This is a genomic window from Nonomuraea sp. GTA35, assembly GCF_041950525.1.
Taxonomy (GTDB): Bacteria; Actinomycetota; Actinomycetes; order Streptosporangiales; family Streptosporangiaceae; genus Nonomuraea.
In genome coordinates, this window is the sequence record NZ_JBGNUV010000013.1 from 241,709 (window position 1) to 255,316 (window position 13,608).

Sequence of the window (13,608 nt, forward strand, 5' to 3'; positions counted from 1 at the left end):
TTCAGCCACTCCATGCTCAGCGTTCACACGAGCGCCCCAAGGTGCCCGGGGGCCGCCTGACCGGCGCCCCTGAACGTCTGAGAAGGGACTGCACCCGATGCAGCCAACGGCATCACGAAGATTACGGAAGCGCGGGCGGCTGGCCATTGCCGCAACGCTCACCGCGCTGCTGGTCAACACCCTGGTGACGGCGGCGCACGCCGACCCGGAGCAGCAGGAGCGCGGCAGGCCGAGCCCGACGCCCACCCCCACCGCCTCCCGGACGCCGCCGGCGCTCACCCCCGCCGACGGCTCCTACCTCGAAGGCACGGTCAAGGCCGCGGCAGTCCCGGCCACGGCCGGCGACAGCGTCACGAAGCTCGCCATCGACGACGCCGCGATCGAGGGCGCCACCCGTACGGTGGGCGTCTCCAAGCTCGCCTTCGACGTCGGCTCGAACTCCACCGAGGCGCAGTACCACAGCTACGTGCTGGTCAACGGCGCGTACAAGGTCGAGATCGGCAACTACGTCAGCCAGCGGGTGACGCTGGACATCCCGAACGAGCACCTCGTCAAGGGCGAGAACACCGTCGAGATCGTCGTCGGCGCCATCCAGTCGTCCTGCGGCACCAACTACGACGACTTCGTGCTGTCGGACGTGGGCCTCCAACTGCTCGGCGAGATCGCGGACGGCGAGGACAACCCGTACACGTTCTCCTTCGGCGACGGGAGCTGCGGCACGAACACCTCGCTGCTCAAGCGCGCCACCCTCACGTTCTTCACCCAGTCCGACCCGCAGGGCACCACCGGCCTCACCGCGGACGTGGACACCACCAAGCTGGCCAACGGCACGCACGTGCTCAGCGCCACCACCGCGGCGGGCGTCACGGTCAGGAACACCGTGACCGTCAACAACGCCCCGGCGGGCGCGCCACGGCTGATGCCCACGGACGGCACCCTCGTCGCGGGCACCAAGGCCGTCTTCGCCACCGTCCCGGCGGGCAGCTCGGGCAGCGTCAGGAAGCTCACCGTGGACGGCAAGGAGCCCGTCACGAAGGCCACCCTCGGCAACGGGGCCGCGATGCTCGCCTTCGACGTGGGCGCCGACGCGCTGGACGACAAGTACAACAACTTCCTGCTCGTCAACGGCAAGCGCATCGACCTCGGCGGCTCGTACTCGGGCGGCCGCGCGACCGTCGCCGTGCCGGCCCGCTTCCTGACGCCGGGCGACAACACGATCAAGGTCGTCACCGGCGACTACAAGGAGTCCTGCGGCAACGACCGCGACGACTTCACGATCTCCAACCTGGCCCTGACCCTCGACGGCGCCACGGTGACCGGCCAGGGCGTCGAACCGTCGTACACGATGGGCGACGGCGCCTGCGGCGACAACCAGGCGGCCAGGCCCGAGGCCGAGCTGCGCTACACGATCGACGCCCCCGCCGTGCACCTCGTCGAGACGCTCGGGTCCGGTGAGGCGAAGCTCAGCTTCAACGTCGGCAGCAACTCGATCGAGGCCCGTTACCAGAGCTACCTGCTCGTCAACGGCCAGAAGATCGTCGTGGACGGCGACTTCGTCAGCAAGCGCGTCGACCTGACGATCCCGAACGAGTACCTGGTGCCCGGCTGGAACACGATCGACTTCGTGGCCGGCACCTTCCCCACGTCCTGCGGCAACAACCGCGACGACTACGCGATCTCCAACCTCGTCCTGACCCCGGCGCAGGGCACGGCCACCGGCCAGATGCTGAAGAGCTCGTACAGCATGGGCGACGGCAACTGCGGCGACTCGGTCAACCCGCTGACCGAGATCGACCTCCAGTTCCTGGTGGACGCCCCGGCCGGCGGCCTGCGCGCCGACCTCGACACCACGGCCGTCAAGGACGGCAAGCACACGCTGGCCGCCGAGTCGAGCTCCGGCGAGAGCGCGACCCGCCTGCTCATCACCGACAACTCCGCGCCCAGGGTGTCCAGGAGCGTCCCGGCCGAGGGCGAGAAGATCAGGGCCACGGTCGTGCTCGACGTCAAGCTGGAGGACGCCTCCGGCGTGGTCTCCGGCCCCGACGTCAAGCTCGACGGCCGGCCGATCCAGCCCGGCGCCCAGGTGGGCCCGGGGCTGAAGGCCGGCGCGCACACGCTCTCCGTGACCGGCGCCGACGGGCTCGGCAACACCGCGACCCGCGAGATCGTCTTCGAGTCGGCCGGCATCCCGGACGTGCCCGCCGAGCTGAGCCCGGCGCTGGGCGCCGTGGACGTGTCGGACCCCGCCACCCTCTCGGCCAAGGTGGCCGAGCCGGACGGCGGCCAGGTCACCGCGACGTTCTCGCAGGCCGAGATCCTGACCCCGAACGAGGTGTACCAGGGCACGGCCAAGGCCCTGCCGACCACGCTCCGGGTGCCCGGCGAGAAGAAGGTCAGCGCCCGCGGGCTGGACCCCGCCGACGGCCGGACGCTCGACGCGCCCGCCGGCCAGGACCTCGTCTACCAGCGCTTCGACGTCCAGGTGAAGGGGCACGCGGACGCCCCCGTCCTGCGCTGGGAGGGCTCGATCGACCCCGAGCGGCTGGCGTCGCTGCGGGTCTGGAACACCAGGGCCAAGGCCTGGGACCTGCTGACCAGCTCCCGCGGCGCCCCCGAGGGCAAGACCGCCCTCACGGCCGTGGTGGACCCGAAGTACATCGACCGGCAGCAGGTCCACGTCATGGTGACGGGTGAGGACCCGTTCGCCGACGACATCGAGCCGGGCGACCCCAACGGCTTCGCCGACCCCTCGACGTACGACTTCTCGATCGTGCACTTCACCGACACGCAGTACATCAGCGAGGGCGCGGTGGAGCAGGAGACGGCCGAGGAGCGCGCGGTGTGGGAGTCCGCCTACGCCGGCATCGTGAACTGGATCAAGGAGAACAAGGACCAGCGGAAGATCTCGTACGTCGCGCACACCGGCGACATCATCGAGAACAACATCCGCAAGCCCGCCGACGAGTCCATGCAGCGGCAGATCGTCGGCGAGTTCGAGGTCTCCTCGAAGCAGCAGCGCGTGCTGGACGACGCCGGCATCCCCAACGGCGTGATCGCCGGCAACCACGACAACCAGTCGGGCACCGAGGAGGGCCCGGGGGCCCTCTACAACCAGTACTACGGCCCCTCGCGCTACCAGACCGCCTCGCAGGGCTGGCAGCACGCGGAGTACGGCGGCCCGTGGAAGGAGGGCGACAACCAGAACCACTACGACCTGTTCTCCGCGGGCGGGCTGGACTTCGTGGTGGTCGGCCTGTCGTACGGGGTGACGAGGGACGAGGCCGAATGGGCGGACTCGATCTTCAAGAAGTACCCCAACCGCAACGGCATCCTGCTCTCGCACGACTACATCGTGCCGAGCACGAGCCCTGACGGCCGCGGCGCCGGATTCGCCGCCCCCGACGGCTCGATGTTGTACAAGACGGTCGTCGAGAAGAACGCCAACGTCTTCCTCATCCTCGCCGGCCACGAGCACGGCGTGGGCACCAACGTCAAGCCGAAGGTGGGCCAGGTCGGCAAGGGAGTCGTCGAGCTGCTGGCGGACTACCAGTTCTACACGGTCTCCGCCGACCGGCTCGGGCTCACCGAGATCGGCGGGTACAACCCGGCCGACCAGCTCCAGTTCGGCGCGAGCTTCCTGCGGATGCTGCAGTTCGACGTCAAGCGCTCGGAGCTGATCGTCGACACCTTCTCGCCGCTGCTCAACGAGTTCGGCGCCACCGAGTACGACCCGCTGCGCCGCTACAACGGCCTCGAGGACAACATGGTGCTGCCGGTCGACCTCACCTCGCGGACGACCACCCTGCAGACCGACTCGCTGGCGATCTACAAGCCCACCCGGGTCATCGGGCGGGACAGGGTCGCCTCGGGCCAGGTGGCCTCGGTGAAGTGGGACAGGCTCAAGGACGACACGGCCTACGCCTGGTTCGTCACGGCCCGTTCCGCCGGCGGCGGCGTGACCGCCTCCGAGCCGAGCGTCTTCGTCACCAGGGACGAGCACGGCCGCCCCGGCAGGTGGGACGCCGACTCGCCCATGCACCGCTGGTTCAACCACTAGTTCGACCGGCCGCCCCGGGCCGTCGAGCCCGGGGCGGCATCCCCTCTGGAGACCCGACATGCTGCGCTGGCTGCCCGCCTTCGTGTTGCCGGCCGTCCTGCTGTTCCCCGCCCCCGCCGCCGCTCACGACGCGACCACGACCGCTCGCGCCGTGGTGACAGGCGCCGGGGTGAACGTGCAGGTCGTGCTGGACCTCGAGTACGACCTGCTGATGAAGTCGGCCTGGCTCTACGCCACCGCCTACGACGCCAAGGAGCGGGCCGAGCAGCTTCGCCAGCTCCGGCTCAACCGCGACGCCGTGGCCGCGTACGTCACCGAGCGCTTCGCCGTCGCCTACGACGACAGGCCCTGCGCCCCCACCCTGACCCGCGACGCCGACGTGCGCCCGCGCGAGAGGAAGACCTTCGCCGTGCTCACCTTCGCCTTCGCCTGCCAGGGCGAGCCCGGGGGCACGCACGCGATCTCCAGCGCGCTGTTCCCGGACGCCGAGACGTTCGTGCACAGCACGGAGACGCTCGTCCGCTACGACCTCGGCGGCGAGCGCGGCTCCGCGGTCCTGGTCGCCGAGAGCCCGACGCTCAAGGTCGGCGAGCGCGCGGAACCGGGCCGGACCGGCGGGCTCTTCCTGCTCGGCGCCCTGCTCGTGCCCCTCGCCGCGCTCTTCCCCCTGCTCAGGCGGCTGCGCCGGTAGGCGGATTTGTCAGGGAATCTCCCGAGGTTAGCGGCGAACACGCCCGTTGTGTTCTGCTGATCCTCGGGGGAGGGGCGTGAGCAGACGGTTGGGCCGTTCGTTGCGGACACGGCTGGCGCTGTGGGCGAGCATCACGATGTTGCTGCTGAACGTCGTCGTCAGCGCCTTCGTGCTGTACGGCATCCGCAACGAGGTGGCCGACATCAAGACGCGGGACGTGGCGGGCAAGGCCGTGCGCGTCCTGCTCATGGTCAAGCGCAACAGGCTGCCCCAGGTACTGCCCCAGCACGGGCTCGACGGCATCCAGGTCGTGGACCCGCGCGGCCGGCCGGTCGCCTCGACGCCGAACCTGGCCGGCGCGCCGCGCCTGACGAGCGAGATCCCGCATCACACCCAGGCCAACGAGGCCACCAGGCTCTGCGACCTGCCGCGTTTTCCCGGCGAGTGCAAGGTCGTCGTGGTGCTGGTCGCGTACCAGCCGGAGGGGGAGTGGCTGATCTACGCCTTCGACCCGGCCGTGCCCTGGTACGTCGACCCGCAGGTGATCGCGTTCCAGGCCGCCGTGACGACCGCGCTGGTCGCGCTGGCGTGGTTCGGGGTCTCCCGCGTCGTGGCCAGGACGCTGCGGCCGGTCAGCAGCATCACCAAGCGGCTGGCCGAGATCAGTGCGGGCGGCGGCGGGATGCGCATGCCCGTGCCCGAGACGGACGACGAGATCAGGGCCCTGGCCGAGACCGGGAACCGCATGCTGGAGCGGCTGGAGTCGGCGCTGCGGCAACTGCAGGTGGCGATGGAGCGGCAGCGCCAGTTCGCCGCGGACGCCTCCCACGACCTGCGCAGCCCCATCACCGCGATGCGCGCCCAGATCGAGGACGCCCTGCTCCACCCCGAGGACACGGATTGGCCGGAGACCGGCACCGAGGTGCTGGCCAGCCTGGAGCGGCTCCAGGCGATCGTGGCGGACCTGCTCACGCTGAGCAAGCTGGACGCGGGCGCCCCCGACGAGCGCGAGCCCCTCGACCTCGCCGACCTGGTGACCGCCGAGACCGCCAGGCCGCGCGCCAAGCGGGTCGTCACCACGCTGCAGACCGGAGTGGTCGTCGACGGCGACCGGCTGCAACTGGCCCGCCTGCTGACGAACCTCCTCGACAACGCCGAGCGGCACGCCGAGTCGCAGATCATCGTGACCCTGCGGCGCCAGGGCGAGGAGGCGGTGCTGGAAGTGGTGGACGACGGCACGGGCATCGCGCCCGAGCACCGCGAGAAGGTCTTCGAGCGCTTCACCCGCCTGGACGCCTCGCGCAGCCGCGACGCCGGCGGCACCGGGCTCGGCCTGCCGATCGCCCGCGAGATCGCGACGGCGCACCTCGGCACGCTCACCATCGAGGACTCCGACACCGGCGCCCGGTTCGTGCTCAGGCTGCCGGTGCAGGAGGCCTGACGCCGGTCAGCGGTGGAAGGCCAGGCTGGCGACGGGGTGCTCACCCTCGGTCTGCAGCCGGTACTCCTCGCCGGACTTGGCGCGGTTGTCCTCGATGATCCGCTCGGAGGGCGCCTTCTCGCCGCCCATCAGCGCCTCCTGCATCTTCTCGAAGCGCTCGTGGGCGTCCTGGACGTACCCGGTGCCCAGCGTGGTGTAGTCGATCTGGGTGGAGATCAGCTCGCGCAGGTAGGCCTTGTTCGGCTCGAACGTCACCGGCTGGGGCAGCTCCGGCGCGCACACCTGCTCGGGGTCGCGGCCGTCGTGCTTCTTGAACAGCTCCGCGGCCAGCCGCAGGTGCTCCAGCTCCATGTTGAGGTGCAGCTCCCAGATGTTCTTCACCTTCGGGTCGGACTCGGTCTCCATGAACGAGTGGTACAGGTAGCACTCGTTGTACTCGTGGTTGAGCAGCATCTCCCACCAGCTCTCGCCGGGGTCCACCAGCGACTCGTAGTGGGTGACGTGCTCCTCCTCGATGAGGCCGATCTCCTGGTAGAGCTGCCGCGCGATCGGCTCCATGTAGGTGGGGCCGACGTTCATGTAGAAGTTCATCGTCTGCTGCTCGGCCGACATGATCGTCAGGGCGTGCAGCTTGCTGATGGGCGCGGTGTTGTCACGGTCGTAGGGCTCGCGCACGTTGTCCACAGGGTCGCGGTGGTGCAGGTACGTGGGGCGGCCCGGCATGACCTCGGTCAGGTCGTCGACGATCTTCTCGGCCTTGCGGTGCTCGATCATCTCGTACAGGTTGGCGTACCGGTAGAGGTGGTCGAAGTCCTCCAGCACGCCGAACTGGTAGGCCTGCTGCAGGTACGGATCGGGCTCCATGCGCGCCACCCAGGCGGTCAGGTCCACCGCCACCTGCTCGTAGGCGATCGTGGTCTCCAGCACGGAGGCCAGGCCGGGCAGCAGCCAGTTGACCACCTTCTGCTGCTGCGCCTCGATGTAGCGCACCCTGGCCAGGTGCTGCTTGATCTCCAGGTCGGGGCAGTGGCGGGCGAGCTGGTGGCTGAACAGGATGGCCTCCACCTCGATCCCGTTCATGGTGATGATCCGGCACCGCGTGTACGGGTCGGCGTGGTCCGGGTCGATCGGCGTGACGTTCAGCTCCCGCCAGTTACGCAGCTGCTTGTCCAGCGGGATGCCCCGTTCACGCAGTGGATTGAAGGTCATGTCCGTGAGTTCCTTCGCGCTTGTCGTCGGCGTGCGACCTGCCCGCCCGCCCTACCCGAGGCTTCCCGGTCCAATCTCTGGGCGCTCCCGCCGAAATCCCCGCACTCGGTAAGGATCTCGGCGGGAGCGGCGTGACCCGGATCCCGCCGGGTAGGCAGGAGCGTCATGACGAGAACCGCTCCAGAGACCATGTCCGAGACGGATGTCATCGACCTGCTGCTGGCCCAGCACGCGATGATCAGAGACCTGTTCGACGAGGTCGAGCAGGCGCCCAACGACCAGCGCGGCGAGGCGTTCACCCGGCTCGTACGGATGCTCGCCGTGCACGAGACCGCCGAGGAGGAGATCGTCCACCCCTACGCCCGCCGCAAGATCGACGGCGGCGACGGCGTGGTCGACGACCGGCTCGAGGAGGAGAACGAGGCCAAGGAACTGCTGACGCGCATGGACGAGGCCGGTCCTGAGGCGCCCGACTTCATGGAGAACCTGCTGATGCTGCGCGCCGCCGTGGAGGCGCACGCCCGCAGCGAGGAGCGCTACGAGTTCACCCAGCTGCGCGGCCACACCACCGAGGCCGAGCGCCGCGCGATGGCGGTCGGGGTCAAGGCCGCCGAGGCCATGGCGCCCACCCACCCGCACGCCGGTACCGAGTCCGCCACCAAGAACGTGCTCGTCGGCACCCCGATCGCGATGATGGACCGGATCCGCGACGTGGTCCGCCAGGCGATGGGCAAGCGGCCCTGAGCGGATGCCCCGCGGGCTGCGGCATGACTGACCGGCGGATGATCGGGGCATGGATCTCCGCACCAGGGTTGCAGGACCGGAGGGAGACCTAGATGGACCAGCGGGGCATCGGCGGCAGGGACGTTCGCACCGTTGACGGGCATGGCCCCGTACGCGTCCGCTGCACGCCTCCTGCCGCCGCCGAGCTGTTCGAGATCACCGTTCTGGACACCACGGGCGGCGACGGCGAGGCGCGCTGGCACACGATCGGCTGGGGCGTGGACCGCGGCCACGCCGACAGCATCGCCGAGGCGTACGTGACGCGCCCCCTGTGCCCCTACGACGAGGCGCAGGTGCGGCACAACGGTCACCTGGTGGGGGTGCACCGCCGGCCCGCGTAGCCTCCTACGCCGGCTCCGAGGGGTTGACCAGGTCGAGGTCCTCGATCGCGGCGATCGCCTGCTCCACATGGTCGTGCACCGTCACGGCGCGCCCGGCTCCGGTGATCTCCAGCAGCCGGGCCGGCATCGGTTGCAGCCCCGCCACGTGCACGCCCACGCCGTGGGCGCGGGCGAGCGTGGCGGCGGCGAGCAGGACGGCCAGGCCGGAGCTGTCCAGGAAGGACAGCTCGCTCATGTCGATGATGAGATGCTCGTCCAGCCGCTCGCGCTGCTGGTCGATGTACTCCTCCAGCTGGGCGGACGTCCTGGTGTCGACCTGCCCGGCCACGGCGATCAGCGTGGCGCCGGGGAGATGGCGACAGGTGAGGTTCACGGGCACTCCTGGCGGTGGGGCGGACCGATGACGGGGGTGGACGGTTACCGCGGTATGCCTGCCGTTGTTCGCAAACTCTATGCCCGTAGATAGATACCTGAAAGACTTTTCGTCATAAGATCTTCATGCTAGGTGTTTCACTCGCCCGTTGAGGGCCAGGATCGGGGCGAAGAGGCGAAGGACGTGAGCTCAGCCGACGATCGAGCGTCCAGTTGGACGTTCCTCACCCACCATGCCCGGGTGCTCGTGGAGATCGCCCGCGACCCCGACATCCGGCTGCGTGACATCGCCGCGGGCATCGGCATCACCGAGCGAGCCGTGCAGAACATCGTGCGCGACCTGCACGAGGGCGGTTACCTCAGCCGCGACAGGGTCGGGCGGCGCAACCGCTACAGCCTCAACCTGGAGCAGCACTTCCGCTACCCGACCGAGGCCGGCCTGCCGATCAGCCTGCTGATCGACATGTTCACCCAGCGCGACCTGTCCCGCGACCGCACGGCGGACGAGCTCAGTCCCGATCGTCCATGACGCCGTACGCGGTCGCCCTGAACAGGAACGAGGCCCACGAACGGTAGGGCCGCCAGGAGTCGGCCAGCTTCCTGTACGCCGACGGCGGCGCGTCCTCCGGCAGCCCGTACGCCTCGCGCAGGATCGCGAACAGCCGCGGCTCGTCCCCGGGGAACGCGTCGGGCGCGCCCGCGCCGCGGATCAGGATCAGACCCGCCGAGAACGGCCCCACGCCGGGCAGGGCCCGCAGCTCGGCCAGGGCCTCCTCGGGGGCGAGCGAGCGCAGGTGCTCGGTGGTGAGCAGGCCGTCGACCGCCGCCCTGGCCAGGCCGCGCACCCACTCCTCCTTCTGCGCGGGCAGCCCGAGGCCGCCCGCGTCGAGCAGCGAGACGGGCGGCGGGAAGGCGGTGCACGGCTGCCCGCCCACCTCGACCCGCGCGCCGTACCGCTCGGCGATGCGCTGCTTGATCCGGGAGGCGATGAGCATCGAGGAGCGCTGCACGACCACCGCCCAGCAGGCCGCCTCCCACGGGCTCCAGAAGCACACCGGCCGCAGGCCGGGGCGCAGCCGCTGCAGGTCGCCGAGCACCGGGTCGGCCTCGCCCAGCTTGGCGAAGCCGGCGCCGTCCACGTCGAGGGAGAGGATGCGCGCCACCTCGCCGCGGATGCCCGGCCCGGCCGGGCGCGTGGTGGTGACCGCCACCCCGCCAGGCGCGCCCGTCACGGTCACGCCGATCGGCCGCCAGTCGGACTCCGCGCAGTACGCGAAGCGCAGCGCCCGGCCGTCGGAGGGCAGCGCGCTCGTGGCCGGCCAGTCCTCGACGAAACGCAGCGAGTCGGCGAAGTCGAACGGGCCCTCGGCGGTGAGCGTGAATCCGTGCGTGGTCATGCGCGTATGGTAGGCGGCCCCCACGACTACCGGCGGCAGCTGATCTCGATGCCGCGGGCGCAGCACGACCCGGCGTTCGGGGCGGACTTCCGTGCCCGGCACCTCGACGAGCAGCGGCGGCGCGACCGGCTGCCGTTGGAGCGGGGCGGTGGCGCGGGGGAACTGCCCGCCGGTCTCGACGTGGCGGCCGGGACCGATCGGCTCGTGGGGCCGCTCTACCACCGCGTCTGGTCACCGACGAGCCGATCGGGCGCGCCTACACCGATCGGCTCGCGGACGACTTCCTGCGCCGCGTCGTCAGCGGGCGCGCAACGCCCGGGTGAACCAGGCGAGCGCCGGGGCCAGGGGCTCCGGCGGCAGCCAGCCGTTGATCACGGCCAGGAGCTGGACGTACCGGTCCCAGCGCGGGTCGCCGACCGCCTCCAGCCGGGCGGCCAGCTCGGCGCGGGCCTCACCGCAGGTGGCCAGGAGCGCCGCGACGTACGGCTCGGCCTCGGGGGACGCCGGGTCGATGCCGGCCGCCAGGGCGGGGGCGGCGAGGTCGCGCGCCATCGCGGCGGGATCGGGCCGGATGACGGGTCCCGGCGCACCGGTCCGCCCGGCCGCAGCCGGCGCGTCGCGCCGAGCGGCGTCGGGCGCGTCGCGCCGAGCGGCGTCGGGCGCGTCGCGGACGGTGGCTGCCGGGTTCCCGTGCCGGTCGGCGGCCAGGAATTCGGCCATGCGGCGGATGCTCGCGCGGAAGTCCGGGTCGCGGGACAGCTCCGCCAGCTCGACCCAGGCCTCCACCTGCTGCGGCTCGGGGTCGTCGGGCAGCTCGGGGGTAAGCGAGGTCATGGGCCCCGCGAACGCGGGATCGCGGCCCAGGCCGCCGAACGCGGCGGCGAGGAAGTCGCCGATCAGGTGGTGCCGCTCGGCCTCCGACAGTTTGGCGAGCTCGTGCATCAGTTCCATCTCCTCCGGGGTGGAGCCCCGTCCGGCCACGACCGTCAGCACCGCCCGCCGCAGCCGCAGCGTGCGGATCTGCGCCGCCAGGGCCTCGGCGTGCGCCGCCGCGACCTCGGGCAGCGACGCCTCCCGGTCCACGACCTTGCGGATGGTGGGCAGGTCGAGCCCGAGGTCGCGCAGCGTGCGCACGAGGTCCAGGCGGGCGGCGGCGGCGCGGTCGTACAGGCGGTAGCCGGCGGGGCTGCGGCAGGTGGGTGGCACGATCCCCGCGTCGGAATAGAACCTGACGGTCTTGACCGTCAGCCCGGTGCGCCGGGCCAGGTCGCCGATCGAGTAGAGCGTGTCCCCGTCCATGTGCTCACTCTGGCGTCTCCCCCCGCTGGAGACTCAAGCGGCGTCGTAGAACGCGCGCGGGTCGCCGGACAGCGACGCCTTGACGTGCGCGGACCACGCGTCCACCACGACCTCGTACGCGCCCGCCTCGACGCCGTCGAGCGCCGCCCGCGCGACGTCCGCCGGGTCGAGCAGCTCGCCCTCGTAGCCGGCCATCATGTCGGTGTCGGCGGCGCCCAGGTGCACGGCGGTGACCAGCGTGCCCTGGCCGCGCAGCTCCAGGCGGGCACCGTTGGTCAGGCTCCAGGCGGCTGCCTTGGCCGCGGCGTAGGCGTTCGCGCCGTCGTAGGAGAACCAGGACAGCGCCGAGAGCACGTTCACGATCGCCCCGCCGCCGCCCGCGGCCAGGACGGGGGCGAAGGCGCGGATCATGCCGAGCGTGCCGTAGAAGTGGGTGTCCATCTCCAGGCGGATCTTGTCCAGGTCGCCCGTGACGAGATTCGTGTAGGTGGAGATGCCGGCGTTGTTGATCAGCAGGGTCACGTCCCCGGCCGCCTCCGCCGCCGCGGACACCGACGCCGGGTCGGTGATGTCCAGCCGCAGGGTCTCCACGCCGGGCAGGTCGATGCGCTGGGGGTCGCGCGCGGTCGCGTACACCTTCTTCGCGCCCCGCTCCAGCAACTGCCGGGCGAAGTGGCTGCCGATGCCGCGGTTGGCGCCGGTGACGAGAGCGACGGATTCGGAAATGTTCATGGTTGTCTCCTGGGAGAGGTGCTGTGCGGATACGCTAAAACCTGACGTTGACGTCAGAGGCAAGTGGTGTGAGGGGGATCACCATGCGGATCGGCGAGCTCGCCGCCCGGACCGGGGTGAGCGTGCGCGCGCTGCGTTACTACGAGGAGCAGCGGCTGCTCACCTCGGAGCGCAGCCCCAGCGGGCAGCGCGTGTATCCGGACAGCGCGGTGGACCGGGTGCGGATGATCCAGCACCTGTACGCGGCCGGGCTGCCGAGCCGGTCGATCGAGCCGCTGCTGCCGTGCGTGATGACCGGCGAGGTGACGCCCGAGCTGCTGAAGCGGCTGCGGGCCGAGCGGCAGCGCATCGAGGGGCGGATCGACGACCTGGTCCAGACCCGCGACAAACTGGACACGATCATCTCCGTGGCCTCCGCCTACGAGGGGCGGACCTGTCCCAGGTGAGCGCGTAAGGTGCAGAATTCCAGCATGGCCGGGACCGCGTTCGTGCTCGGTGGCGGCGGCGTGCTCGGCGCGCACGAGGTGGGCATGCTGCAGGCGCTCGACGAGGCGGGCATCCGTCCCGACCTCGTCGTGGGCACGTCCGTCGGCGCGCTGAACGGCGCCGTCATCGCCGCCGACCCCGCCGACGCCGTCGCCAGGCTGACGGCTCTGTGGCAGTCCGACGTCGTCCGTACGGCGTTCGCCGGGTCCTGGGTGTCCCGGCTGTCCACGCTGGCCAGGACGGGCACCCACCTGCACCCGATGGGCCCGTTACGCGCGGTGCTGAGCAGGACCGTGCAGGTCTCGCGGATCGAGGAGCTGGCCGTTCCGTTCCAGTGCGTGGCGGCCTCGGTCGAGCGGGCGGCGGCGCACTGGTTCAGCGGCGGGCCGCTGGTGGAGGCGGTGCTGGCGTCGTGCGCGGTGCCCGGGCTGCTGCCGCCCGTCGTGATCGGCGGCGAGCACTTCTACGACGGCGGGCTGGTGCACAGCATCCCGATCGGGCGGGCCGTCATGCTCGGCGCGAGCCGCGTCTACGTCCTGCACGTCGGCCGCATCGAGCGCCCGCTCTCGCCGCCCAGGCGGTTCTGGGAGGTGGGCATGGTGGCGTTCGAGATCGCCCGCCGGCACCGCTTCGCCGAGGACCTGGCCACGCTGCCGCCGGGCGTGGAGGTGCACGTGCTTCCGTCGGGGATCACCGAGCCGCTCTCGCCGCTGCGCTATCGCGACGTGTCGCAGATCTCGGCCTGCATCGACCGGGCCTACCAGGCGTCTTCCAGCTATTTGCGGAACAGGGCAGGATGA

At 71.1% G+C, this 13,608-nt stretch carries 12 protein-coding genes and 1 pseudogene; 9 read left to right on the forward strand and 4 right to left on the reverse strand.

The genetic code is table 11. The annotated features are described in order from the left end of the window. Positions 1-97: 97 nt before the first annotated feature. From ACBJ32_RS43895 to ACBJ32_RS43905, 3 genes are all read left to right on the forward strand, one after another. A complete protein-coding gene (locus tag ACBJ32_RS43895; RefSeq protein WP_375131873.1) occupies positions 98-4,057 on the forward strand; it encodes a metallophosphoesterase in 3,960 nt (1,319 codons plus the stop codon). Positions 4,058-4,115: 58 nt separating this feature from the next. Then, entirely contained in the window at positions 4,116-4,748 is a 633-nt protein-coding gene (locus ACBJ32_RS43900) for a hypothetical protein (RefSeq protein ID WP_375131874.1), read from the forward strand. 76 nt (positions 4,749-4,824) lie between these two features. Then, on the forward strand, positions 4,825-6,189 hold the full coding sequence (locus tag ACBJ32_RS43905) for a sensor histidine kinase (protein WP_375131875.1): 1,365 nt from the start codon (positions 4,825-4,827) through the stop codon (positions 6,187-6,189). Between the two features lie 6 nt (positions 6,190-6,195). Here the strand turns inward: ACBJ32_RS43905 and ACBJ32_RS43910 are convergent, their stop codons facing one another. Further along, complete coding sequence (locus ACBJ32_RS43910) at positions 6,196-7,398, reverse strand: hypothetical protein (RefSeq protein ID WP_375131876.1); 1,203 nt, start codon at positions 7,396-7,398, stop codon at positions 6,196-6,198. A gap of 165 nt (positions 7,399-7,563) precedes the next feature. Here ACBJ32_RS43910 and ACBJ32_RS43915 point away from each other — a divergent pair, with 165 nt between their 5' ends. Together ACBJ32_RS43915 and ACBJ32_RS43920 are read left to right on the forward strand one after the other, a co-directional pair. Further along, the gene (locus ACBJ32_RS43915; RefSeq protein WP_375131877.1) at positions 7,564-8,142 is read left to right on the forward strand and encodes a hemerythrin domain-containing protein; all 579 of its coding nucleotides are present in this window, start codon (positions 7,564-7,566) and stop codon (positions 8,140-8,142) included. A 92-nt stretch (positions 8,143-8,234) separates the two neighbouring features. Then, positions 8,235-8,522 carry a hypothetical protein gene (locus ACBJ32_RS43920; protein ID WP_357877861.1) on the forward strand — a complete coding sequence of 96 codons (288 nt, stop codon included), beginning with the start codon at positions 8,235-8,237 and terminating at the stop codon, positions 8,520-8,522. A 4-nt stretch (positions 8,523-8,526) separates the two neighbouring features. Here the strand turns inward: ACBJ32_RS43920 and ACBJ32_RS43925 are convergent, their stop codons facing one another. Next, positions 8,527-8,895 (reverse strand): STAS domain-containing protein, encoded by a 369-nt coding sequence (locus ACBJ32_RS43925; protein WP_375131878.1) that lies wholly within the window; start codon positions 8,893-8,895, stop codon positions 8,527-8,529. A 183-nt stretch (positions 8,896-9,078) separates the two neighbouring features. On the opposite strand from ACBJ32_RS43925, the gene ACBJ32_RS43930 reads away from it, so the two are divergent. Together ACBJ32_RS43930 and ACBJ32_RS43935 are read left to right on the forward strand one after the other, a co-directional pair. Continuing rightward, positions 9,079-9,423 (forward strand): helix-turn-helix transcriptional regulator, encoded by a 345-nt coding sequence (locus ACBJ32_RS43930; RefSeq protein ID WP_375131879.1) that lies wholly within the window; start codon positions 9,079-9,081, stop codon positions 9,421-9,423. Between the two features lie 916 nt (positions 9,424-10,339). Continuing rightward, positions 10,340-10,465 (forward strand): annotated as a pseudogene (locus tag ACBJ32_RS43935) (TetR family transcriptional regulator); the annotation flags it as partial. Positions 10,466-10,588: 123 nt separating this feature from the next. Here ACBJ32_RS43935 and ACBJ32_RS43940 read toward each other — a convergent pair. Further along, complete coding sequence (locus ACBJ32_RS43940) at positions 10,589-11,590, reverse strand: MerR family transcriptional regulator (protein WP_375131880.1); 1,002 nt, start codon at positions 11,588-11,590, stop codon at positions 10,589-10,591. Positions 11,591-11,623: 33 nt separating this feature from the next. Next, positions 11,624-12,322, reverse strand: a complete 699-nt coding sequence (locus tag ACBJ32_RS43945; RefSeq protein WP_375131881.1) for an SDR family oxidoreductase — start codon at positions 12,320-12,322, stop codon at positions 11,624-11,626. 83 nt (positions 12,323-12,405) lie between these two features. Here ACBJ32_RS43945 and ACBJ32_RS43950 point away from each other — a divergent pair, with 83 nt between their 5' ends. Both ACBJ32_RS43950 and ACBJ32_RS43955 read left to right on the forward strand, forming a co-directional pair. After that, on the forward strand, positions 12,406-12,768 hold the full coding sequence (locus tag ACBJ32_RS43950) for a MerR family transcriptional regulator (RefSeq protein ID WP_357877844.1): 363 nt from the start codon (positions 12,406-12,408) through the stop codon (positions 12,766-12,768). 24 nt (positions 12,769-12,792) lie between these two features. After that, positions 12,793-13,608: a patatin-like phospholipase family protein gene (locus ACBJ32_RS43955; RefSeq protein ID WP_375131882.1), complete on the forward strand. Its 816-nt coding sequence runs from the start codon at positions 12,793-12,795 to the stop codon at positions 13,606-13,608.

Excerpts from the sequence above, each read along its gene's own strand:
- ACBJ32_RS43940 (WP_375131880.1), bottom strand. The coding sequence starts at position 11,590 with ATGGACGGGGACACGCTCTACTCGATCGGCGACCTGGCCCGGCGCACC.
- ACBJ32_RS43910 (WP_375131876.1), bottom strand. The coding sequence starts at position 7,398 with ATGACCTTCAATCCACTGCGTGAACGGGGCATCCCGCTGGACAAGCAG.
- ACBJ32_RS43950 (WP_357877844.1), top strand. The coding sequence starts at position 12,406 with ATGCGGATCGGCGAGCTCGCCGCCCGGACCGGGGTGAGCGTGCGCGCG.
- ACBJ32_RS43900 (WP_375131874.1), top strand. The coding sequence starts at position 4,116 with ATGCTGCGCTGGCTGCCCGCCTTCGTGTTGCCGGCCGTCCTGCTGTTC.
- ACBJ32_RS43915 (WP_375131877.1), top strand. The coding sequence starts at position 7,564 with ATGACGAGAACCGCTCCAGAGACCATGTCCGAGACGGATGTCATCGAC.
- ACBJ32_RS43920 (WP_357877861.1), top strand. The coding sequence starts at position 8,235 with ATGGACCAGCGGGGCATCGGCGGCAGGGACGTTCGCACCGTTGACGGG.
- ACBJ32_RS43945 (WP_375131881.1), bottom strand. The coding sequence starts at position 12,322 with ATGAACATTTCCGAATCCGTCGCTCTCGTCACCGGCGCCAACCGCGGC.
- ACBJ32_RS43955 (WP_375131882.1), top strand. The coding sequence starts at position 12,793 with ATGGCCGGGACCGCGTTCGTGCTCGGTGGCGGCGGCGTGCTCGGCGCG.
- ACBJ32_RS43895 (WP_375131873.1), top strand. The coding sequence starts at position 98 with ATGCAGCCAACGGCATCACGAAGATTACGGAAGCGCGGGCGGCTGGCC.